Origin of the sequence: Nocardia sp. NPDC058176, from assembly GCF_042883805.1 — a bacterium.
Classification (GTDB): domain Bacteria; phylum Actinomycetota; class Actinomycetes; order Mycobacteriales; family Mycobacteriaceae; genus Nocardia.
The window spans coordinates 34,999-55,814 of the sequence record NZ_JBHVVA010000012.1 but is presented as its reverse complement, the minus strand read 5'-3'; the positions used below and the strand labels follow the sequence as shown (position 1 = coordinate 55,814).

Here is a 20,816-nt window from a genome sequence, read left to right as displayed (position 1 = left end):
CCCGGCGGTTCCCGCACAGGAACTACCAGGGCCGTTGTGAGGTATTACTTCGCGACGGCGACGTCCACCGAGTGGATGCCGGCGCCCTCGGGGCTGACCTCGGCCGAGCCGTTGCCCGAGGCCGACAGCGCGCGCAGGGTCCACGAACCCGGCGCGGCGAAGAAGCGGAAGTCACCGGTGCCCGAGGCCACGACCTCGGCGGTGAAATCACCGTTGCCGTCGAGCAGGCGCACGAACGCGCCGCCGACCGGCTGACCATCGGTGCTCAGGACGCGGCCGGTGATGACCGTCTCCTTCTCCACATCGACGCCCGCCGGAATGGCCTGACCCTGGGTAGGTGCTGCGCACATATGAATTACTCTCCCAACTCGATAGGGGCACCGACGAGCGAACCGTACTCGGTCCAGCTGCCGTCGTAGTTCTTGACGTTCTGGTGGCCGAGCAGCTCCTGCAGCACGAACCAGGTGTGCGAGGAACGCTCACCGATGCGGCAGTAGGCGATGGTCTCCTTCTCGCCGTCCAGGCCGGCTTCCTTGTACAGCTCGGCCAGCTCGGCGTCGCTGCGGAAGGTGCCGTCCTCGTTGGCCGCCTTGCTCCACGGCACGTTGATGGCGCCGGGGATGTGGCCGGGACGCTGGCTCTGCTCCTGCGGGAGGTGCGCGGGGGCCAGGATCTTGCCGGTGAACTCGTCGGGCGAGCGCACGTCGACCAGGTTCTTGGTGCCGATGGCGGCGATGACCTCGTCGCGGAAGGCACGGATCGAGGTGTCGGGCGCCGCGGCCTTGTACTGGGTGGCCGGACGGGTCACCGCGTCACGCGAGAGCGGACGACCGTCGAGCTCCCACTTCTTGCGGCCGCCGTCGAGCAGCTTGACATCGTTGTGGCCGTACAGCTTGAAGTACCAGTAGGCGTAGGCGGCGAACCAGTTGTTGTTGCCGCCGTAGAGCACGACGGTGTCGTCGTTGCTGATGCCACGAGCCGACAGCAGGTCGGAGAACTGCTCCTGGTTCACGAAATCGCGACGAACCTGATCCTGCAGGTCGGTCTTCCAGTCCAGGCGGACGGCGCCTTCGATGTGGCCACCCTCGTAGGCGGAGGTGTCCTCGTCGACCTCGACGAAGACGACGCCGGGGGCGTTGAGGTTCTCTTCGGCCCAGTCAACGGGGACCAGGACATCGGAGCGAGCCATGTTGTTCCTTTCAGAGATGACGTGCAGGGTCAGTTCGGTGCCGGGGCGGGTTCGGTCCGGCGGAAGCGGGCCACCAGCGGGTAGATCTGGCAGCCCAGGCAGATCCCGAACGCCGCGTTCAAGAACGCCGCGAACAGGGCGAAGCCGGCGAACACCGCGCCGACGATCGAGGAGCCGAGCGCGAAGCCCAGCAGGGACAGAGCCGCGAACACGAAGCCGAGCAGCTGCGCGAAACGCAGCGGCGGCACGGGTTCGGTCTCGGTGGGCGGACCCAGCCGCGGCGCCACGAACGCCGCGTAGATCCGGCCGTAGGGGTGCTTGGCCGGGCCGCCGAGCGCGCCGATCGCGAAGACCACGGCCTGCAGGCCGATCAGGATCTCCGCGGCGAGGACGGAGAAGGCGGCGCTGACCAGCACGAGGACCAGCACGCCGGTGGTCACCCAGGCCACGAAACGTGGCCCGCGGACATCGACGCGAGGCGCGGAATCAGGGGTGTTCGGAGAAGTGGTCATGGTGCGTACTCCTGCGCTGAGATGAGTCAGTTGACTTCGGATCTACCGATTCGCCGGGGGATCGAGACGATCACTCGCGCGGCGGACATAGGTCGGCGTCAGGAATCTCGGGAGAGATGCCGACCGTTCAGCGGCACAGGCAGCAACAACCACCGAGGCGACACAGGTCAACTGTGCGGCGTCGGGTGAGCATCAGCTCGTGGTCGGATAGCACGAGAAGCAGTTTACCCGGTCTCCCAGGGAAATGGGCAAGCCCCCTCGACCAGGGGGAAAATCACACTGTCAGCGGCTCGAGCGCGGTGCGCAGATCGCCCGCCTTCGGCACGCCGGAGATGCGGAAGCGTTCCTTGCCCTCGGCGTCGAAGACGAAGGTCGTCGGCAGCGAGAGGACGTTGAGCTCGCGTGCCAGCGCGGGATCGGCGTCGATGTCGATCTCGATGTCGCGCGGGGCATTCGGGGAGCCGGACAGTTCGGCGGTGACCCCGGCGACCACGCGGCGCACCGCGTCACACGGGCCGCACCAGTCGGCCGAGAAGTGCAGCACCGCGGGGGCGGCACCGGTGACACCGGCGGCGCCGAGCAGGCGGGCGCGCTGTTCGGTCTGCGGATCGAGGGTGGCCTCGCGGACCCGGCCCTGATTACGCCGCAGCAGCAGGCCGACCGCGAGCGCGGCCAGCACGGTGACGGCGAGGATGACGACTTCGATCATGGTTGCTGCAATCGGTCCAGGTCGATGGTGACGTTGCGGCCGATGCCCTCGACGACGATGTGTCCGCCGAGCGCCGACACCTCGGTCGGCGTGACACCGAACGGCAACTCCTTGGTGTCGATGGTACGGCTGAATCGCGCGAGCACCGCTTCCCGATCGACCTCGGGGACCTCGGACTCCTTGGCCGTCGTCGCGTCGGTGGGGCCGCTGTTGCGATCGTGGTAGAAGCCGGTGGCCTGGATGCGGATCAGGTCACCGTCGAGGATCAGGTCGGCCTGTACCTGCACGGGGATCCGCTTGCTGGTGCTCGACGGGATGGCGCCCGCGGCGAGGATGCGGCCGTTCGCCGCGGTCGACAGGGTGCCGGTGAGCACCAGCGCGCCCGCCGTCGTCATGCCGGAGCCGCCGGAACCGCCGGTGCCGTCGGACTTGTCCGCGGGCCGGGTGTGCACCTGCAGATCGGGGATGCCGAAGAGCCTGCCCAGTTCGGTGGGCTCGATCCGCATGCGGGCGTCGACCCGTTCGACCTGCACGCTGCCCGCGGTGCCGTCGAGCAGCTCGCCCACCGGGGCGTGCAGGCCGTTGAGGGAGGCCTCGATGCCGATCTCGCCGGGAATGTCGGGGCGCATGCTGCGGGCCCGGATCGTCACGCCGTCGTAGCGGCCGCTCATCGCCTGTGCGGTGAACGGGAAACCGTGGAAGGTCACCTCGGGGTCGGCCGACAGCTCGGCTCCGGCCCGCAACTGCCGCGAGACGTGGTATTCGGTGTAGGCGGCGGCGCCGAAATCGATGACCACCGCCAAACCGGCCAGGCACAACAGCCCGATGATCAGCTTGCGCATGCTGAGACACTAGCGGCTGCCGCCGTGGGTCGCGGGTCGCGGGCCCCAGGTCCGGCCACCGAGGAATATTCGCAACAAAGACGCATTGTGACACCCCCATGTTGCGAGGTCATGCCTTCTTAGGGGCTAATGTTGCACACGACTTACCTGTGTTTCGGCGACGTAGCTACGCGGCTGCTGTCGTCCGCGGAGCCACGAGATAGGAGGAGAGCCCGGTGGAGCTGCTCCTACTGACCTCCGACCCCAACCCGGATTCGGTGCTGCCGTCGTTGTCGCTGCTCGCGCACAACGTCCGGCCCGCGCCGACCGAGGTGTCGTCCCTGCTGGAGGCGGGCAGCGCGGATGTCGCGCTGGTCGACGCCAGAACCGACCTGGCGGCCGCGCGCGGCCTGTGCAGGCTGCTCGGCAGCACCGGTTCCTCGGTGCCGGTCGTGGCCGTGCTGACCGAGGGCGGTCTGGTCGCGGTGAACGCGGACTGGGGCCTGGACGACATCCTGCTGCCCGGCACCGGCCCGGCCGAGCTGGACGCCCGGCTGCGGCTGCTCGTCGGCCGCAACGGCGGCGTGGCCAGCCCGGAGAACACGGGCAAGATCACCCTGGGTGAGCTGGTGATCGACGAGGGCACCTACACCGCGCGGCTGCGCGGACGCCCGCTCGACCTCACCTACAAGGAATTCGAGCTGCTCAAGTACCTCGCCCAGCACGCAGGCCGGGTGTTCACCCGCGCCCAGCTGCTGCAGGAGGTGTGGGGCTACGACTTCTTCGGCGGCACCCGCACCGTCGACGTGCACGTGCGGCGCCTGCGCGCCAAACTGGGCAGCGAGTACGAATCGCTGATCGGCACCGTGCGCAATGTGGGGTACAAGGCGGTGCGCCCGGCCAGGACGGCCGCGGCCAAGGGCGAGGTGGTGACCTTCGCCGACGACGAGACCGACGGCGAGGACGCGCCGCTGACCCCGGTCAACGGCACCGCACCCCAGCAGTAGTCGCGGCCGACGAGCGCGCGGATCGAGGAGGACGGCTGATGCCGGACGCAGCAACCCTGACCTGGACCGAGCTGGTCGAACCGGCGGCAACGGCGCAGGTCCGCGCGCTGCTCGACCGCGCCCGCGCCGCCGATGGCGTCGCACCGGTCTCCGAGCAGGCGGTGCTCTCGCTGGCCGAGGCCGACCCGTCGACCAGGCATCTGCTCGCCGAACAGGCGGGCGAGCTGGTCGGGTACGCGAATCTCGTCGCCGCGCACGAGGAACATCCCGCGATGGCCGAGGTCGCCGTCGATCCGGGTGTCAGGGGTGCCGGTGTCGGCACCGAGCTGGTCCGGACCGCGCTGGCAGAAGGTGGACCGGGTGCCCGGGTATGGGCCCACGGCGACCTGCCCGCCGCCAAGGCGCTCGCGGCGGGACTCGGCCTGGTCACGGCCAGGGAGCTGTGGCAGATGCGCCGCTCACTGGCAACCCCGGAGCTACCGGAACTGACCGTGCCCGACGGTCTGGTCCTGCGCACCTACGCCGGCCCCGCCGACGACGCCGAACTGCTGCGGGTCAACAACGCCGCCTTCTCCTGGCATCCCGAACAGGGTGGCTGGACCGAGCGCGACATCGCGGCGCGCCGCGAGGAGTCCTGGTTCGACCCGAACGGGCTCTTCCTCGCCTTCGACGCCGCCGACCCGACCCGCTTGCTGGGCTTTCACTGGACCAAGGCGCATCCCGACGCCGCACCGGCCGGCGAGGTGTACGTGGTCGGCATCGATCCGGCGGCGCAGGGTCGTGGCCTGGGCCGACTGCTGACCCTGGCCGGCCTCCGGTACCTGCGCGACACCGGATTGTCCGAGGTGTTGCTCTACACCGAGGCCGACAACAAGGCCGCGGTACACACCTACACCCGGCTGGGGTTCGCCCCGGCCCACATCGACGTGGCGTACGCGCTGCCCTGAGTGCCGGTGCGAGGCACCTCACACCCCGCGCCCGCGGCCCGGCATCGTTGAACGGTGTGCCGCTGACCGGCTACTTTCGAGTAAAACTGGGGCAAACGTCACATACACCGCCCCAATCGCGCCGGGCTGTTCATTCTCCGTTAACCCACGTCGGGCCAACTGTCAACCGGGCGACCTTACGTTACTTCTGGGCGGCACTCCTCGCCGCCTGCGCGCACGCGTCGACTCGCGCTGCGCACCACCCAACTCGCCCGGGCCGGTGAGGGACCGAGCGAGTCACCCCCAGTTTCGTCGGAGGAAAAGTGAACTTCAAGCGCACCAGTGCCCTGGTCGGCGTCTTCGCCGCGGGCGCCATGACCCTGGCCGCCTGTGGCAGCGATGACAACACCGCCAGTGGCGGCGCGGGCACCGCGGCCAACACCAGCGTCGACTGCGGTGGCAAGAAGGCGCTCAAGGCCTCGGGCGCCTCCTCGCAGAAGAACGCCGTGGAGCGCTTCGTCGCCGCCTACGAGAACAACTGCGACGGCTACACCCTGAACTACACCTCGAGCGGCTCCGGCGCGGGCATCAACGAGTTCATCGGCAGCCAGACCGATTTCGGTGGCTCCGACTCGCCGCTGAGCGAATCCAAGGGCGAGACCACCAAGGCCGCCGACCGCTGTGGCGCCCCGGCCTGGAACCTGCCGACCGTCTTCGGCCCGATCGCCATCACCTACAACATCGACGGCGTGACCGACCTGGTCCTCGATGGCCCGACCGCCGCCAAGGTGTTCAACGGCTCCGTCGCCACCTGGGACGCCCCGGAGATCAAGGCGCTCAACCCGAACGCCACGCTGCCCGCCGAGAAGATCGCCGTGATCTTCCGCTCCGACGAGTCGGGCACCACCGACAACTTCCAGCTCTACCTCGACGCGGCCTCCGACGGCGCCTGGGGCAAGGGCGGCGGCAAGTCCTTCAACGGCGGTGTCGGTGAGGGTGCCAAGGGCAACGAGGGCACCTCGGCCGCGATCGCCAGCACCAAGAACTCGATCACCTACAACGAGTGGTCCTTCGCCAAGGCGCAGAACCTGTCCATCGCGCAGATCATCACCTCCGCGGGCCCCGACGCCGTCGAGCTGACCGCCGAGTCCGCCGCCGCGGCCATCGACGGTGTGAAGGTCAAGGGCGAGGGCAACGACCTGGTCCTCGACGTCAGCTCGTTCTACAACCCGACCACCGCGGGTTCGTACCCGATCGTCATGGCCACCTACGAGGTCGTCTGCTCGAAGTACGCCGACGCCGACACCAGCAAGGCCGTCAAGGCGTTCCTGACCTCGGCCGTCACCAACGGCCAGGAAGGTCTGACCGAGGCAGGCTACGTGCCGCTGCCCGAGGCGTTCAAGACCAAGCTCACCACCGCGATCGACGCCATCTCCTGATCGCCGAGTGACTCCAAGGCCATGACCATGCACCCCGAGGTGACCGCAGCGGGCTCGTCGAATTCGACGAGCCCGCGGGCGGCCGGAGATACTGCGACTATGCCGACCGAACCGAAAACCGACAAGACCCCCGAGACGGGTCGTGGCGGCCGTCTGAACGCCGAGACGATCTTCCGGTGGCTGGCCACCGCGGCGGGTGCGACGATCGTCGCCTCCATCGCGTTGATCGCGTTGTTCCTGCTGATCCGCGCGGTCCCCTCGCTCATGGCCAACGAGGCCAACTTCTTCACCAGCACCGAATTCTCCACCGGTGACGCGGACAACCTGCGCTTCGGCATCAGGGACCTGTTCATGGTCACGGTGCTGAGCTCGGTGTTCGCGCTCATCGTCGCGGTGCCGATCGGCGTCGGCATCGCGCTGTTCCTCACCCACTACGCGCCCTCGCGCCTCGGCAAGCCGTTCACCATGCTGATCGACCTGCTGGCCGCGGTGCCCTCGATCGTGTTCGGCCTGTGGGGCTTTCTGGTGCTGGCGCCGCAGATCGCGCCGGTGCAGCAGTTCCTCAACGACAAGCTCGGCTGGTTCTTCCTGTTCGACGACGGCAACGTCTCGATCGCGGGCGGCGGCACCATCTTCACCGCGGGCGTCGTGCTGGCGGTGATGATCCTGCCGATCATCACCTCGGTGGCCCGCGAGGTGTTCGCGCTCACCCCGCGCGAGCACATCGAGGCGGCGCAGGCGCTCGGCGCGACCAAGTGGGAGGTCGTGCGGATGACCGTGCTGCCCTACGGCCGCAGCGGTGTCATCGCCGGGTCGATGCTCGGGCTCGGTCGCGCCCTCGGTGAGACCATCGCGGTCCTCGTCGTGCTGCGCACCGCGACGGTGGCGGGCGAGTGGTCGCTGTTCGACGGTGGCTACACCTTCGCGTCCAAGATCGCCTCGGCCGCCTCGGAATTCAGCTCGCCGCTGCCGACCGGCGCCTACATCGCCGCGGGCTTCGTCCTCTTCGCGCTGACCTTCGTGGTCAACGCGCTGGCCCGCCTGGCCTCCGGCGGAAAGGTGAACGGCTGATGACCAGCACAACGACCCTCGACAAGCCGGTCAAGGCGCCGACGTTCCGCGACGTCAGCACCGGCAGGCGCATTCGCAACAACATCGCCACCGGGTTGGTCACCCTCTGCTTCGCCATCGCGCTGATCCCGCTGGTGTGGGTGCTCTGGCTGGTGATCAGCAAGGGCTTCGTGGCCATCGTGTCGGCCGACTGGTGGTTCAACTCGCAGAAGGGCATCCTGCCCGAGCAGACCGGTGGCGGTGTGTACCACGCCATCTACGGCACCATCGTGCAGGCGCTGGTCGCCTCGGTGATCGCGGTGCCGCTGGGCGTGATGGCCGCGGTCTACCTGGTCGAATACGGACGCGGCCGGCTGGCCAAGGTCACCACCTTCATGGTCGACATCCTCGCCGGTGTGCCCTCGATCGTGGCCGCGCTGTTCATCTTCGCGCTGTGGATCGCCACCTTCGGCATGCCGCAGAGCTCCTTCGCGGTCTCCCTCGCGCTGGTGCTGCTGATGCTGCCCGTGGTGGTGCGCAGCACCGAGGAAATGCTCAAACTGGTGCCCGACGAGTTGCGCGAGGCCTCCTACGCGCTCGGCGTGCCCAAGTGGAAGACCATCCTGCGCATCGTGATCCCCACCGCGGCGCCCGGCATGATCAGCGGCATCCTGCTCTCGGTCGCCCGCGTGATGGGTGAGACCGCACCGGTGCTGGTGCTCGTCGGCTACAGCAAGTCGATCAACCAGAACATCTTCGACGGCAACATGGCCTCGCTGCCGCTGCTGATCTACCAGGAGCTGGCCAACCCCGAAGCCGCAGGCCGCGAACGAGTCTGGGGTGCGGCGCTCACGCTGATCCTGCTCATCGCGTTGCTGTACCTGGCCGCGGCCGGCGTCAACAAGCTGCTCACCCGGAACCGATAGAAGCGAACGGAATACTCCCATGGCCAAGCGGATCGACGTCAAAGATCTCAACATCTATTACGGCAGCTTCCATGCCGTGTCGAACGTGGAACTGACCGTGCTGCCGCGCAGTGTCACCGCCTTCATCGGTCCCTCCGGTTGCGGTAAGTCCACCGTGCTGCGTTCGCTCAACCGCATGCACGAGGTGACCCCGAACGCTCGCGTCGAGGGCGCGGTGCTGCTCGACGGCGAGGACATCTACGGCGCGGCCATCGACCCGGTGGGCGTGCGCCGCACCATCGGCATGGTGTTCCAGCGCCCGAACCCGTTCCCCACCATGTCGATCAAGGACAACGTGGTGGCCGGGCTCAAGCTGCAGGGCGTGCGCAACAAGAAGGAACTCGACGAGGTCGCCGAGCGCTCGCTCAAGGGCGCCAACCTCTGGAACGAGGTCAAGGACCGCCTCGACAAGCCGGGTGGCGGTCTGTCCGGTGGTCAGCAGCAGCGTCTGTGCATCGCCCGCGCCATCGCGGTCTCGCCCGACGTGCTGCTGATGGACGAGCCCTGTTCGGCACTCGACCCGATCTCCACCCTGGCGATCGAGGACCTGATCACCGAGCTCAAGAAAGAGTTCACGATCGTCATCGTCACCCACAACATGCAGCAGGCCGCGCGCGTGAGCGACCAGACCGGTTTCTTCAATCTCGAGGCACAGGGCAAGCCCGGCAAGCTGATCGAGATCGACGACACCGAGAAGATCTTCTCCAACCCCACCCAGCGCGCCACGGAGGACTACATCTCCGGCCGCTTCGGGTAAGAAGCTGTCCCGCCTCCCCGCGACTTCAGGCCAGACTGAGGCGCGGGGAGGTTTGCGTTGGCGGCAAGACAGCGGCTGTGGGTGGGGTCGCTCGTACCCGGTGATTACCCATGTTCGTGCGAGATCAGTGAGCGAGCAGACAAAAGGCCCGTGCAATGCACGGGCCTTTTTGTGTGTGTGCGTCAGTTCTCCAGATCTTCGTCGCCGGGCAGGACGCCGGTGACAAGGAAGATCACCCGGCGGCCGATCTCGACGGCGTGGTCGGCGAAGCGTTCGTAGTAGCGGCCGAGCAGGGTGACGTCGACCGCGGGGGCCACGCCGTACTGCCAGTCGCGGTCCATCAGGAGGGTGAACAGGTGGCGGTGGAGATCGTCCATCGCCTCGTCGTCCTGGTTGAGCTGGGCGGCGCGCTCGGGATCGCGGGTCTCGAGCACCTCCTTGGCGCCCGCGCCCATGCTCACCGCGATCCGGCCCATCTCGGCGAAGTAGCCGTTCACCGACTCGGGCAGGGCGTGGGCGGGATGGCGGCGGCGGGTCACCTTGGCGACGTGCAGGGCCAGCGCGCCCATCCGGTTCACGTCGTTGACGATCTGGATCGCGCTCACCACCTGGCGCAGGTCGCCCGCGACGGGCGCCTGGAGCGCGAGCAGCGCGAAGGCCTTCTCCTCGGCCTCGCTGATCATCACCGAGATCCGATCCTGCTCACCGATGACCTGCTCGGCCAGGGCGAGGTCGGCCTGCAGCAGCGACTGAGTGGCCTGTTCCATGGCCTGACCAGCGAGACCGGCCATCTCGCCCAGGAGGTTGGCGAGATCGGCCATTTGCTCGTTGTAGATGACACGCATGATTGCAGACCCTAGTGGGTACCCCGACCCCTGTCACCCAACGCCGGGTTAATGCCGCATGGCAGTGTCGTGGCAGCTCAGGGCGGTTGCTACTGGCAGGTGTCGTCCGCGGCGTTCATGTGCTCGAGGTCGGAGGGCAGCGCGATGGGCCCGGCGCTGTGCGGTTCGCCGATCGGCACGTTCGGCAGCGGCTCGCCGATCTCGGTCGCGGGGCGCACGACGCCGTCGAAATCGGTGCCGAGCACCACCTCGACGATGCTGCCGAGTTCGTCGGCCTGCTCCAGGCGCGCGCCACGGATGGTGCTGGCCACCGTCGCGGCCTCGGCCTCGTGACCGGCCGCGAAGCGGACCTTCGACGACTCGGAGGTTCCGCCCGCGTAATTGCCGGTGCTGTAGATCTGGAAGCCCTGGTTGCCGAGCCGGGTCGCCGCGGCGTAGGCCGCGCCCGACTGCATCGAGCCATTGGAGACGAGCAGCGACATCGTGCTCGGCGACACCGCGTACTGCGTGGGCGGCGCAGGTGCCGGGCTCGTGCTGGAGCTGGTGACCTCGGGGGCCTTGGTCTCGCCGGGCAGCGGCTGATCGTCGATGACCGCGCGGAAGATGGCCTTGATGTCGGTCTCGCGGGGGATCTCGTTGCCGTAGTTGGTGGTGCCCGCGGTGGGGATGGTCAGGAAGGTGACCGCGCCCGCGTCCATCTTCTGCAGCGAACGGCCGAGCAGCAGCAGGTCCTGCGGGGTCACTTTGTCGACGAAGGTGTGTTTGGTGAACTCCTGGATGAAGCCGTTGAGCGTGCCCGGATCGAAGAGCACCCGGCTCGACAGCGTGCTGCGCAGCAGCGAGGCGAGGAAGCGCTGCTGCCGGTTGATCCGGTCGTAGTCACTGCGTTCCTCGCCGACCACATGTCTGGCGCGCACGTAGTTGAGCGCTGTCTTGCCGTTGACCCGCTGCTTGCCCGAGGTTTCCAGCACGGTGCCGAGCACGCCGTCGATGATCGGCTTGGTCGAGCACACCTCGACATCGCCGATCTGGTCGACCATCGCCTCGAAACCGGCGAAGTCGATGCCGATGAAGTGGCCGATGTTGAGGCCCGACATCTTGCGGACGACGTCGACCAGGCATCGCGGGCCGCCGCTGGCGTACACCGCGTTGAGTTTGTCGCCGATGAACGAGGGAACCATCTGGTCGGTGTACGCGGCCTTCTCGTTGTCCCAGCCCGCACACTGCGGCCGGGTGACGTCGAGATCGCGGGGGAAGGACACGACGACCACGCGCGAGCGGTTCTTCGGAATGTGGACCAACATCACAGTGTCGGCACGCGCGCCCTCGGCGTCGTCGGTGGAACCGGCGCCCACCTCGGCATTGGCGCCCGCCCTGGTGTCGGTGCCGACGATCAGGTAGTTCTCGTCACCGAGCTGCATGTCGCCGTCGAGGACATCCTCGGTGGTGCCGTCGAGGGCCGAGACCTGGGTGAAGGCATTGCCGGTGGCGCGCAGATAACTCCAACCACCACCGGTGACGACCAGCGCCAGTACCGCGATGAAGGTGAGCGAGACCCGGCCCACCATCCGCGCCTGCTTGCGGCGGCGGCCGTCGGCGTCGGGACGCCGAGGCGGTGCGGCGGACGCGGTCTTGACCGGCTTGGCGCGCTTGGGCGGTGCGGTGGTGTCGGTGATCGCGGGCAGGATGTCGGTGACCGGATCGGGATCGTGGCCGCTGACGGGCAGCGCGGTGGTCGCGGTGCGGTCGGCGGGGGAGGGGGCCCGGCCGGCGATGTCGTCGATGACCGGGGAGGGGGCGACCTCGGGTCGCGGGGTGGGACGGGGGGCCTGCTCGCGGGCCCGGCGGCCAGCGCGGGAGCCTGCGTCCGGCTCGGGGCTCTTGGCGCGGCGGGGGCGTTTGATCCGTTCGCTGTCGACCCGGTCGACGAGGTCCTGCACGGTCAGCGGGGCGGCGTTGGGGTCCTGTGCGGAGTCCGCGTGCCGGGAACGCCGTGATCCGGTCTCCGGCTGCTCGGTGGGCTCGGCCGTCGGATAGCGCTCCCAGGGGGCGCGACCTCCGGACCGGGGCGTACGCCCGCGCCGATCGTCACCCACCAACGAACCTCACTTCTACTAGCTGCCGCAGCATGCGCGTCATCGTCCGGCTCCGACGCGAATCGGACTCGAACGATGTCCGCAATGATAACGATTCCGCCACGAGTGGCCACTCCTGTGCACAGTAGATTCGCTGACGATCTCGTTGCGACGCTCTGACCGGCACCGAAACGTCCGCCGTCGGCGAGGCGGCGGATGGCGCAGTGGACGGGCTCAGCCGCCGCTGTGCATCACATCGGCGGCGGTGGGGACGGTGTCGTCCTCCGGATCGTCGAGCCAGCCCTCGGGCAGCACGACCTTGGTCTGCGGCGAGCCCTGGCGACCGCGCGGGCCGAGGGCGTCGACGGGGAAGGGCACGGTCGGGTCGAGTTGGCCGACGAGGTCCTCGATCTGGGACAGCCGCGAGACCGTGGCGAAGCTGCGGCGCAGCTGGGAGCCCACCGGGAAGCCCATCAGGTACCAGGCCATGTGCTTGCGGATGTCGCGCATGGCCTTGTCCTCGCCGTCGTGCTCGGTGAGCAGGGTGGCGTGGCGCAGCAGGATCTCACCGACCCGGCCCAGCGTCGGCCCGTCGGGGATCGGTTCGCCGCGCAGGGCGGCGCTGAGCTCGGCGAACAGCCAGGGGCGGCCCAGGCAGCCGCGGCCGACGACGACGCCGTCGCAGCCGGTCTCGGTCATCATCCGCAGGGCGTCGTCGGCGGTGAAGATGTCACCGTTGCCGAGCACGGGGATGGTGGTGACGGCTTCCTTGAGCCGGGCGATGGCCGACCAGTCGGCCGCGCCCGAGTACAGCTGGGCCGCGGTGCGCGCGTGCAGCGCCACGGCGGCCGCGCCCTCGGCCTCGGCGATGCGGCCGGTGTCGAGGTAGGTGTGGTGGTCGTCGTCGATGCCGATGCGGAACTTGAAGGTCACCGGAACACCGGCCGGTTCGGCCGCGGACACCATCTCGCGGACGATGTTGGCGAACAGCCTGCGCTTGTAGGGCAGCGCGGAGCCGCCGCCGAGCCGGGTCACCTTGCGGACCGGGCAGCCGAGGTTGAGGTCGATGTGGTCGGCCCAGCCCTCGCCGACGATGATGCGCACCGCCTCGCCGAGGGTCTTGGGGTCGACACCGTAGAGCTGCATCGAGCGGGGGTGCTCGTCGGCGTCGAACGACATCATGTGCAGCGTCTTCTCGTTGCGCTCGACCACCGCGCGGGCGGTGATCATCTCGCAGACGTAAATGGATGTGGCGCTGCCGAACTCCCGGCACAGCTTCCGAAAGGCCTGATTGGTGATGCCCGCCATGGGTGCGAGCACGACCGGCGGATCGACCGCGTACGGCCCGATCCGCAGTGCCGTGGGAGCCTGGGGCATCGTGATGGTCACGCACACCATTGTCTCATTCGACGAGGTCGCGGCCGAAAATACCCGGGTGCGACCGGTCACACAGAGAAGAGGACGCCGCAGATGAGCGATTCGACCAGCGCACGTGGAGCGGTCGCCGCCGCGGCGACGGTGTTCGCGGCGGGCGACGCGCCGACCGGCGAGGCGTTCTACCTTCCGCCGCAACCGCTGCCCGCGGGCGAGCACGGCGCCCCGATCTGGTCGGCGCCGCTGACCGGGGTGGCCGCCCTGGTCGACGCGGGTGTGAACGAGCGCGTGCTCTATCTCTCCGAGACCGTCCACGGCGAACCGACCGCTGTTTCCGGCATCATCGCCCTGCCCAAGACCCCCGCCCCACCGACCGGCTACCCGGTGGTGAGCTGGGCGCACGGCACGCTGGGTTCGGCCGATCTGTGCGCGCCCTCGCGCGACACCGCCGACTCGCCGGCGCACCCGTTCAACGCCGACCCGCAACCGGTCCTCAACGCCCTGCTGCGCGCGGGCTACGCCGTGGTGATGACCGATTACGAGGGCCTCGGCACACCGGGTCCGCACCCGTATCTGCTCGGCGAGTCCGAAGCCCGCGGCATTCTCGACATCGTGCGGGCCGCGCGCGCCCTGCATCCGGAGATCTCGGCGCGGGTGGCGACCTTCGGCCACTCCCAGGGCGGTCAGGCCGCGCTGTTCGCCGCCCACCACGCCCCGACCTGGACGCCGGAGCTCGAATTGACCGGCGTGGTGGCCACCGCGCCGGCCAGCCAGATCGCGGCCGGGTTCGAGGCGAGTCTGCTGGCTCCGGTGACGCACGAGGGCTTCGCCTTCCATCCGCTGTTCGTCACCGGGGCGGTGAGCGCCGATCCGAGCATCGATCCGCGCGCCTTCCTCACCGACCGGGCCTACGAGCTCTATGTGCGGGACACCGAGTCGCGCTGCCGGGTGGGGTTGAGCGAGCCGGATTCGTGGGGCGGCATCAAGGGCACCGAGATCGTGCGACCCGAGGCCGTCACCGGGCCGGACTTCCGCAAGCTCGTCGAGCGGCTCGCGGCCACCCAGCCCGCGCTGGCGATCGGGGTGCCGGTGCGGATCGTGCAGGGTCTCGACGATCAGCGGGTGAACCCGGCGGGCACGACCGCGCTGGTCGACGAACTGCGGGCGATCAACGGCGCCGACCGGATCACCTACGTGACCTACCCGGAGACCGCGCCCAATCCGATCAGCCCGCACTTCGGCGTGCTGCACACCGATGCCGAACCCCTGCTGTCCTGGTTGGCCGAGCGCTTCGACGATCAGATGTGATCGATATCGCCCACTACCTGTTTCGCATGGTTACAGCATCATTGTGCGGTGGGGAATGTGAGCAACGCCGCAGCATCCGCTCGGCGGTGCGCGAACGAGGGTCCGCAGCTCAGTAACCTGTGACTGCTGGCACCGTCGCCTCCGGCGGTGCGCTGTCCCCACGTAATCGGAGAAGACCACCCATGGCCGAACCCAACGACGACGCCACCGACCTGACGAAGACCACCGCCGCACCGGCCACCGCCCAGCAGGGCACGGTCGCGGTGCGGGTCTCGTCGCTCATCGGCGGCGCCGCGATCGCGGTACTCGCGATCATCGCCATCGTGCTCGGCGTGCTGCTCGGTTCGGCCCGCGGGCAGATCTCCGACACCGAGGCGCAGGCCGCCGACAACGCGAAGGCCGAGCAGATCGCCCTCGACTACGCGGTCGGCTCGGCGACGCTGAACTACCAGGACGTCAACGCCTGGGTGGCCGAGCTCAAGGCGGGCACCTCGCCCGAGCTCTCGGCCAAGTTCGAGGCCACCGGCGCCAAGCTCGAGCAGATCATCATCCCGCTCAAGTGGACCTCCTCGGCGACCCCGATCACCGCGAAGGTTCTGTCGCAGGAGGGCGATGCCTACCAGGTGGCCGCGTTCGTCGACGTGAGCACCACCAACGCGCAGAACCCCGACGGCCTGCGCAACACGGTGACCTACAACATCACCGTCGACGCGGGCCAGGACTGGAAGATCACCGATGTCGGCAACGGTGAGGGCGCGCTGCCGATCAAGTAGCCCGCAGACGACAGCGCCGCCCACCGGAATCCGGTGGGCGGCGCTTTGTCGTCGGAACGAGGTCGTCGGAACTAGACGGAGGCCATCTCGCGCCGCTTGGCCTCGCGGGCGAGGCTGCGGTCGCGCTGCTCCTCGAACTTGAGCACGTCCTGGCCCAGCTTCTCCAGGAAGCCGGCCAGCCGCTCGCGGGTGGCCTCACCGCGGGCGGTGAAGTCGGTGCGCTCGAAGACGTTCCACTTCTTGAGCACCGGCTGCACGACCTCTTCGAGGTGCTGGCGCAGATCGTAGATGCCGTGCTTGGCCATCAGCACGCCGTTGCGGCGGAAGTTCGGCATTCCGGCGCCGGGCATCTGGAAGTTCTCCACGATCAGCGAGATGGCTTCGATCGCCTGATCGGGGGACAGGTCCAGCGCCGCGCCGCAGAGGTTGCGGTAGAAGATCATGTGCAGGTTCTCGTCGGCGGCGACGCGCTGCAGCATGCGATCGGCGATCGGGTCGTCGCAGACCTTGCCGGTGTTGCGGTGGCTGACCCGGGTGGCCAGCTCCTGGAAGGTCACGTACGCGACCGAGTGCAGGAAGCCCGCGTCGACCTCGGCGGGGGAGGCGAACCCGTTGGTCATGTGGATCATGCGCGCCTCTTCGAGCGCCACCGGATCCACGCCGCGGGTGACGACCAGGTAATCGCGCATCACGATGCCGTGCCGGTTCTCCTCGGCGGTCCAGCGACCGACCCAGGTGCCCCAGGCGCCGTCCTGGGAGAAATTCTCGGCGATCTCGCGGTGGTAGGACGGCAGATTGTCCTCGGTGAGCAGATTGGTGATCATGGCCGCCTTGGCGACCTCGTTGAGCTTGGACTGCTCGGGATCCCAATCGATGCCGCCCATGGCGGCGAAGTTACGCCCCTCGTCCCACGGGACGTAGTCGTGCGGATGCCATTCCTTGGCCAGTGACAGGTGCCGGTTGACGTTTTCTTCGGCAACCGGCTCCAACTCGGTGAGTAGTTCGAGTTGAGTCAGATCCCTTGCCATGTAAAAACCCTTCGCTGTCGTGCTTGCGGTCGTACGTCGCGATGCGGCCATACCTTACGGCACCGTAGGTGTGATGCGAAACGCAACGGAGCGGATTTCCGGCGAAGTTGAGCAACGCCACAACGTCGGAACAAGCCGCTAGGTCTTGCTGACGAGTCTAGGCGTTCGGCCCGCAGCGTAGGGACTATCGCTGCGGGCCGCGCGGTGTTAGCGGTGACGCGCGGAAACTCTCAGCGCTTGCCGCCGAGCAGGCCGCCGAGGACGCTGCCCAGCGCCCCGCCCGCGTTCTTCGACAGTGCCTCGCCGATCGCGCCGCCGATGCCGCCGCTGTTGCTGCTGCCGCCGAGCAGCCCGCCCAGCAGATCGCCGAGACCGCCCGAGGACTGCGGCTGGGCCTGCGGCGCGGGTGCGGCGGCGCCGCCACCGGTGAGCTGCTTGGCCAGGTAGGCGAGCACGATCGGGGCCAGGATCGGCAGCAGTTTGGCGACCAGGTCGTTGCCGCCGGTGCTCTCGGTGGCGCCGAGAGCGCTGATCACCGTGTTCTTCTCGTCGCCGAAGACGTTGTCGACGATCTTCGCGCCGTCGGCGACGTCCACCTGGCCCAGATCGACCGAGCCGCTGCCCTCGACGAGACCGCCGTGGTTGTCGAGCGCGCCGAGCAGGGAGGCCGCGCCCTGCGGCTGGGCCGCGTTGGCCTGCAGGCCGCCGAGCAGGGTCGGCAGCGCGGCCTGCACGGCGGTGGTGGCCGTCGCCTGATCGACGCCGAGTGAGTCGGCGATCTGGGCGATCGGCACTTGGGAGAGCAAATCATCGAAGGAAGTCATCGGCTCCACCTGATAGAGGTAATGCCCGGTGAGTGCCCGGGTCGCGCTCAGGGTAGGTGAATCGATGCGGAATCCGGGGGTTTCGGCTGCGTCTGCCGGTGGCGCGTCGCCACGTGAGGCTGGTCACGTGGCCTGCTCGGTGCCCCCTGTAGGACTCGAACCTACGACCTAGTGATTAAAAGTCACCAGCTCTACCAACTGAGCTAAAGGGGCGCGGAGGGGAGTCTAGCGGACGCCTCCCCGCCGGGCCGAATAGTGGTCTCGACCGTGGGCTGTCGCGGGGTGGGTGGACCCTGGCAGCTCCGGTAACGAAGCCGGTGGCGGCCACGATTGCCGGTAAACAGCTGGTGCCCACCGGTGTTCACGCTTCCCGTTTCGGCGTGCTATCGAATACTGTTGTATTGCAACAGCTTTCGACGAGCAGGGATGTGTGGCAGATGAGGTGGTCCGATCCGGGCGCCGGTCTCGCGACCGTTCGGCGAACCTCGGCGGCCGTCGGCGGGGGACGCGCCGGCCGGTCAACCGGGCTGTGCGAGTGGGGAATTCGTAGCCGATGTAACCATTTCGGTTGCGCCCCGTTTGCTGGATTGGATAACCGCGCCGGATGTTCGGATAGGTGCTTCATTTGCCGCATGTCGGGTCTGGAATGCGGGTACGGTGATCGCCTGGTGAATTTCGGAACAATCACCGGTGCTGCGCATTCCGACGCACCGGTGCCGAGTGCGGCGTCGCGGAATTCATCGAGAGTTCGTAGTGCCGGGGTGCTCGTGAAGGGTGCGCGAACTCTCGGCAAAGGGGTAGTCGCCGCAGGAGGAGGCGGTTCTCGCAGGGCAACCGGCCGGTGGGGTACCGGCCCAGTTGAAACCACTATTCGCGCCACCGGTCGGTCGTTGATCGATGGCGGCGAGAAGGTTCGGAGGCGTTTCGAGCATGGCACGGCAACAAGAGCGGGCGCGCCGGACACGCGCGGCGATCATCAAATCCGCGGCCGTCGAGTTCGGGAAGAGCGGATATGCCGCGGCATCGCTCAACCGGATTCTGGAGGGCTCGCGCGCGACCAAGGGGGCGATGTACTTCCACTTCGATTCCAAGGAGGATCTGGCGCGCGCGGTGCTCGAGACCGCGGTGGAGCGCTATCGCCTCTGCGCGGAACGCTGGCTGGCGCGCACCGACCTCGGTCCGCTCGACGTGCTGCACGGGATGGTCGATGAGATCGCGCTCCGGCTCGAGCACGACACCATCGTGCAGGCGGAGTACCGGCTGGTGATCGAGCCCGACTTCCATCGGGACGCGGGCAACGGCGGCGGGCGCATCGTCGGCCGGGCCACCCGCGTGCTCGCGGTGCGCGCGATCGAGCACGGCCAGCTGCGCGTCGACGCCGATCCCGACCGCTTCACCCGCACCCTGTCGGCGGCGCTGGCGGGTCAGCGCTATCTGGTCGACCCGATCGCCAACGGCTCGGCCGCGGATCTGCGCGCCCGCTTCGCCGAGGTGCTCGAGGTGATCGTGGAGGCGATGGCGACGCCGCTGTGGATCCAGAGCTTCCGCACCGACGGCTGGCGCGCCCAAGCCCAGCTCGATGACCTCGGTTTGGGTGCGTGACCAGCCGATTTGGAAGAGTGCGCACACCTGTCATAAGCTATGCGAGCTCCCAACGGAAACGTTGAAAGCCGGTCCGGAGAGATCCGGGACGAGCCCCCTTCGTCTAGCGGCCTAGGACGCCGCCCTTTCAAGGCGGTAGCGCGGGTTCGAATCCCGTAGGGGGTACAGTCTTCGGACTGTGTAGCAGTACAGCAAGGCCCTGTGGCGCAGTTGGTTAGCGCGCCGCCCTGTCACGGCGGAGGTCGCGGGTTCGAGTCCCGTCAGGGTCGCAAGTAAGCGCCGGAGCAATCCGGCGCTTCGCGTATGGCATTCAGTACGGGTGCCTGCGGCCAGGTAGCTCAGTTGGTACGAGCGTCCGCCTGAAAAGCGGAAGGTCGCCGGTTCGATCCCGGCCCTGGCCACCACAAAAAGACCAGCCTTTCGGCTGGTCTTTTCGCGTGCTGGTGCCCAGCACCCAGCAAGGCCCTGTAGCGCAGTTGGTTAGCGCGCCGCCCTGTCACGGCGGAGGTCGCGGGTTCGAGTCCCGTCAGGGTCGCACAGTGGAAGTCCCCTCACCGTTCGGTTGAGGGGGCTTTCGCGTTTCCGGGGTCAGCGGTGCTCGATGCGGGTGATGCGGTAGCGGCCGTCGACGACTTCGGCGGTGCGCATGGTCTGGTGGATCTTCTCGACGGCGGAGTCGCCGGGCCACTGCTGGTGGACGGTGACGTGCCAGATGGAGGGGTCGGCGGAGTCGCCGCGGGTGATGTGGATGCAGTACTTGACGCCGAGGGGGAAGGTCTCGATGCCGGCGGCGAGGGCGGCTTCGTCGCCGACGTGGGCGTCGTCGGTGACGTAGGTGCGGGCCTTGGCGGCGTCGCGGTCGACGTAGTAGCTGTATTCGAAGCCGAGGATGGCGCCCTGCGGGGTCGCGGTGTCGCCGCGTTCGGCGCTGATGGTGATGGAGTCGCCGCGGAACTCCTCGCAGCCGGTGAGGGCGTGGTCGGGCAGCGGGGGCGTGATGGAAGCCGTTGTGCGGGAACCGGGTACGACGGCCTGCTTCGCCTCCACGGCCTCGTCGCCGGGTCCGAGGAAGATGTTGGCGGCCAGGCCGAGCGCGACGACGAACACGAGCGCGCCGACGATGCCCTTCACCGCGGCCGCGGACTTGGTCCGGCTGTGCGGGTCGTCGTAGCGCTCGTCGTCGTAGGTCTTGCGCGGCCTGCGCGCGATCGGCCCGCCGCCGCCGAAGTCCTTGAGCCGCGGCAGCACCGGCATCTCCACGCGGTCACCGCTCTGCTCGGTGGCGGTGGCCGTGGCCCAGTCGTTCCAGTCGACATCGTCACCGCGCGTGGCCGGCTCGGCGACCGGGGTGTCGTCGTTCCAGTCGTTCCAGTCGCCGGTGAAGCCGTCGTCGTCGGGATTGCGGTAGACCGGCGGGGGAGGCGCGGGCAGCGGACGGGTCTGATTGTCGAAGGGCTCCGGTTCCGGTGGCGGCCAGACCTCCGGATTCGTGCCGATCGTCTGCGGTTCGGCCTCGCGCCGCCGCCTGCGCCGCTTGCCCTTCGGGCGGCGGCGAGACGGTGACGCGTCGTCCGGCGACGAGAAATAGGCCCCGAAGGGATTGTCCATTCCG

At 68.4% G+C, this 20,816-nt stretch carries 20 protein-coding genes and 5 tRNA genes; 13 read left to right on the top strand and 12 right to left on the bottom strand.

What is annotated here, in order from left to right; genetic code table 11:
- Positions 1-44: 44 nt before the first annotated feature.
- The 5 genes from ACFVVM_RS33370 to ACFVVM_RS33350 form a co-directional block, all read right to left on the bottom strand.
- Positions 45-350 carry a DUF1416 domain-containing protein gene (locus tag ACFVVM_RS33370; protein WP_302875307.1) on the bottom strand — a complete coding sequence of 102 codons (306 nt, stop codon included), beginning with the start codon at positions 348-350 and terminating at the stop codon, positions 45-47.
- A 5-nt stretch (positions 351-355) separates the two neighbouring features.
- Complete coding sequence (locus tag ACFVVM_RS33365; RefSeq protein WP_387626491.1) at positions 356-1,189, bottom strand: sulfurtransferase; 834 nt, start codon at positions 1,187-1,189, stop codon at positions 356-358.
- A gap of 29 nt (positions 1,190-1,218) precedes the next feature.
- Positions 1,219-1,701: a DUF4395 domain-containing protein gene (locus tag ACFVVM_RS33360; RefSeq protein ID WP_387626489.1), complete on the bottom strand. Its 483-nt coding sequence runs from the start codon at positions 1,699-1,701 to the stop codon at positions 1,219-1,221.
- Positions 1,702-1,975: 274 nt separating this feature from the next.
- The gene (locus tag ACFVVM_RS33355; protein WP_387626487.1) at positions 1,976-2,410 is read right to left on the bottom strand and encodes a thioredoxin family protein; all 435 of its coding nucleotides are present in this window, start codon (positions 2,408-2,410) and stop codon (positions 1,976-1,978) included.
- Positions 2,407-3,252 (bottom strand): LmeA family phospholipid-binding protein, encoded by an 846-nt coding sequence (locus ACFVVM_RS33350; RefSeq protein WP_387626485.1) that lies wholly within the window; start codon positions 3,250-3,252, stop codon positions 2,407-2,409. The genes ACFVVM_RS33355 and ACFVVM_RS33350 overlap by 4 nt, the downstream gene beginning before the upstream one ends.
- A gap of 215 nt (positions 3,253-3,467) precedes the next feature.
- Here ACFVVM_RS33350 and ACFVVM_RS33345 point away from each other — a divergent pair, with 215 nt between their 5' ends.
- From ACFVVM_RS33345 to pstB, 6 genes are all read left to right on the top strand, one after another.
- Positions 3,468-4,238: a winged-helix domain-containing protein gene (locus ACFVVM_RS33345; RefSeq protein ID WP_387626483.1), complete on the top strand. Its 771-nt coding sequence runs from the start codon at positions 3,468-3,470 to the stop codon at positions 4,236-4,238.
- Between the two features lie 38 nt (positions 4,239-4,276).
- Positions 4,277-5,185, top strand: coding sequence for a mycothiol synthase (gene mshD / locus ACFVVM_RS33340; RefSeq protein ID WP_387626481.1), 909 nt, complete (start codon positions 4,277-4,279; stop codon positions 5,183-5,185).
- A gap of 302 nt (positions 5,186-5,487) precedes the next feature.
- The gene (pstS, locus tag ACFVVM_RS33335) at positions 5,488-6,603 is read left to right on the top strand and encodes a phosphate ABC transporter substrate-binding protein PstS (protein ID WP_387626479.1); all 1,116 of its coding nucleotides are present in this window, start codon (positions 5,488-5,490) and stop codon (positions 6,601-6,603) included.
- 99 nt (positions 6,604-6,702) lie between these two features.
- Positions 6,703-7,674 (top strand): phosphate ABC transporter permease subunit PstC, encoded by a 972-nt coding sequence (gene pstC / locus ACFVVM_RS33330; protein WP_387626477.1) that lies wholly within the window; start codon positions 6,703-6,705, stop codon positions 7,672-7,674.
- Positions 7,674-8,579, top strand: coding sequence for a phosphate ABC transporter permease PstA (gene pstA, locus ACFVVM_RS33325; protein WP_387626475.1), 906 nt, complete (start codon positions 7,674-7,676; stop codon positions 8,577-8,579). Before pstC ends, pstA begins: the two co-directional genes overlap by 1 nt.
- 19 nt (positions 8,580-8,598) lie before the next feature.
- Entirely contained in the window at positions 8,599-9,375 is a 777-nt protein-coding gene (gene pstB, locus ACFVVM_RS33320) for a phosphate ABC transporter ATP-binding protein PstB (RefSeq protein ID WP_387626473.1), read from the top strand.
- 182 nt (positions 9,376-9,557) lie between these two features.
- Here pstB and phoU read toward each other — a convergent pair whose 3' ends face one another.
- The 3 genes from phoU to dusB all read right to left on the bottom strand — a co-directional run bounded on the left by phoU (position 9,558) and on the right by dusB (position 13,693).
- Positions 9,558-10,220, bottom strand: a complete 663-nt coding sequence (gene phoU, locus ACFVVM_RS33315) for a phosphate signaling complex protein PhoU (protein ID WP_387626471.1) — start codon at positions 10,218-10,220, stop codon at positions 9,558-9,560.
- Between the two features lie 89 nt (positions 10,221-10,309).
- Positions 10,310-12,316 carry an LCP family protein gene (locus ACFVVM_RS33310; RefSeq protein WP_387626469.1) on the bottom strand — a complete coding sequence of 669 codons (2,007 nt, stop codon included), beginning with the start codon at positions 12,314-12,316 and terminating at the stop codon, positions 10,310-10,312.
- 213 nt (positions 12,317-12,529) lie between these two features.
- A complete protein-coding gene (gene dusB, locus ACFVVM_RS33305; protein ID WP_387626467.1) occupies positions 12,530-13,693 on the bottom strand; it encodes a tRNA dihydrouridine synthase DusB in 1,164 nt (387 codons plus the stop codon).
- Positions 13,694-13,765: 72 nt separating this feature from the next.
- On the opposite strand from dusB, the gene ACFVVM_RS33300 reads away from it, so the two are divergent.
- Both ACFVVM_RS33300 and ACFVVM_RS33295 read left to right on the top strand, forming a co-directional pair.
- Complete coding sequence (locus ACFVVM_RS33300) at positions 13,766-14,977, top strand: lipase family protein (protein ID WP_387626465.1); 1,212 nt, start codon at positions 13,766-13,768, stop codon at positions 14,975-14,977.
- 182 nt (positions 14,978-15,159) lie between these two features.
- Positions 15,160-15,750 carry a hypothetical protein gene (locus tag ACFVVM_RS33295; protein ID WP_387626464.1) on the top strand — a complete coding sequence of 197 codons (591 nt, stop codon included), beginning with the start codon at positions 15,160-15,162 and terminating at the stop codon, positions 15,748-15,750.
- A gap of 71 nt (positions 15,751-15,821) precedes the next feature.
- On the opposite strand, the gene ACFVVM_RS33290 is transcribed toward ACFVVM_RS33295, so the two are convergent.
- The 3 genes from ACFVVM_RS33290 to ACFVVM_RS33280 all read right to left on the bottom strand — a co-directional run bounded on the left by ACFVVM_RS33290 (position 15,822) and on the right by ACFVVM_RS33280 (position 17,815).
- The gene (locus tag ACFVVM_RS33290; protein WP_387626462.1) at positions 15,822-16,778 is read right to left on the bottom strand and encodes an acyl-ACP desaturase; all 957 of its coding nucleotides are present in this window, start codon (positions 16,776-16,778) and stop codon (positions 15,822-15,824) included.
- Positions 16,779-17,008: 230 nt separating this feature from the next.
- A complete protein-coding gene (locus ACFVVM_RS33285; RefSeq protein ID WP_387626460.1) occupies positions 17,009-17,602 on the bottom strand; it encodes a DUF937 domain-containing protein in 594 nt (197 codons plus the stop codon).
- Between the two features lie 140 nt (positions 17,603-17,742).
- A tRNA-Lys gene (locus ACFVVM_RS33280) sits at positions 17,743-17,815 on the bottom strand.
- A gap of 717 nt (positions 17,816-18,532) precedes the next feature.
- Between ACFVVM_RS33280 and ACFVVM_RS33275 the strand changes: the two genes are divergently transcribed.
- The 5 genes from ACFVVM_RS33275 (at position 18,533) to ACFVVM_RS33255 (ending at position 19,739) form a co-directional block, all read left to right on the top strand.
- Entirely contained in the window at positions 18,533-19,204 is a 672-nt protein-coding gene (locus tag ACFVVM_RS33275; protein WP_387626458.1) for a TetR family transcriptional regulator, read from the top strand.
- A 92-nt stretch (positions 19,205-19,296) separates the two neighbouring features.
- Positions 19,297-19,369 (top strand) — tRNA-Glu (locus tag ACFVVM_RS33270).
- Between the two features lie 30 nt (positions 19,370-19,399).
- Positions 19,400-19,473, top strand: a tRNA-Asp gene (locus ACFVVM_RS33265).
- A 58-nt stretch (positions 19,474-19,531) separates the two neighbouring features.
- Positions 19,532-19,608 (top strand) — tRNA-Phe (locus tag ACFVVM_RS33260).
- Positions 19,609-19,665: 57 nt separating this feature from the next.
- Positions 19,666-19,739: transfer RNA gene (locus ACFVVM_RS33255), tRNA-Asp, on the top strand.
- A 53-nt stretch (positions 19,740-19,792) separates the two neighbouring features.
- Here ACFVVM_RS33255 and ACFVVM_RS33250 read toward each other — a convergent pair.
- The gene (locus ACFVVM_RS33250; RefSeq protein WP_387626456.1) at positions 19,793-20,812 is read right to left on the bottom strand and encodes a hypothetical protein; all 1,020 of its coding nucleotides are present in this window, start codon (positions 20,810-20,812) and stop codon (positions 19,793-19,795) included.
- Positions 20,813-20,816 lie beyond the last annotated feature (4 nt).

Coding starts and splice junctions, on each gene's coding strand:
- ACFVVM_RS33370 (WP_302875307.1), bottom strand. CDS start 350: ATGTGCGCAGCACCTACCCAGGGTCAGGCCATTCCGGCGGGCGTCGAT.
- ACFVVM_RS33365 (WP_387626491.1), bottom strand. CDS start 1,189: ATGGCTCGCTCCGATGTCCTGGTCCCCGTTGACTGGGCCGAAGAGAAC.
- ACFVVM_RS33360 (WP_387626489.1), bottom strand. CDS start 1,701: ATGACCACTTCTCCGAACACCCCTGATTCCGCGCCTCGCGTCGATGTC.
- ACFVVM_RS33355 (WP_387626487.1), bottom strand. CDS start 2,410: ATGATCGAAGTCGTCATCCTCGCCGTCACCGTGCTGGCCGCGCTCGCG.
- ACFVVM_RS33350 (WP_387626485.1), bottom strand. CDS start 3,252: ATGCGCAAGCTGATCATCGGGCTGTTGTGCCTGGCCGGTTTGGCGGTG.
- mshD (WP_387626481.1), top strand. CDS start 4,277: ATGCCGGACGCAGCAACCCTGACCTGGACCGAGCTGGTCGAACCGGCG.
- pstC (WP_387626477.1), top strand. CDS start 6,703: ATGCCGACCGAACCGAAAACCGACAAGACCCCCGAGACGGGTCGTGGC.
- pstA (WP_387626475.1), top strand. CDS start 7,674: ATGACCAGCACAACGACCCTCGACAAGCCGGTCAAGGCGCCGACGTTC.
- pstB (WP_387626473.1), top strand. CDS start 8,599: ATGGCCAAGCGGATCGACGTCAAAGATCTCAACATCTATTACGGCAGC.
- phoU (WP_387626471.1), bottom strand. CDS start 10,220: ATGCGTGTCATCTACAACGAGCAAATGGCCGATCTCGCCAACCTCCTG.
- dusB (WP_387626467.1), bottom strand. CDS start 13,693: ATGGTGTGCGTGACCATCACGATGCCCCAGGCTCCCACGGCACTGCGG.
- ACFVVM_RS33300 (WP_387626465.1), top strand. CDS start 13,766: ATGAGCGATTCGACCAGCGCACGTGGAGCGGTCGCCGCCGCGGCGACG.
- ACFVVM_RS33295 (WP_387626464.1), top strand. CDS start 15,160: ATGGCCGAACCCAACGACGACGCCACCGACCTGACGAAGACCACCGCC.
- ACFVVM_RS33290 (WP_387626462.1), bottom strand. CDS start 16,778: ATGGCAAGGGATCTGACTCAACTCGAACTACTCACCGAGTTGGAGCCG.
- ACFVVM_RS33285 (WP_387626460.1), bottom strand. CDS start 17,602: ATGACTTCCTTCGATGATTTGCTCTCCCAAGTGCCGATCGCCCAGATC.
- ACFVVM_RS33275 (WP_387626458.1), top strand. CDS start 18,533: ATGGCACGGCAACAAGAGCGGGCGCGCCGGACACGCGCGGCGATCATC.
- ACFVVM_RS33250 (WP_387626456.1), bottom strand. CDS start 20,812: ATGGACAATCCCTTCGGGGCCTATTTCTCGTCGCCGGACGACGCGTCA.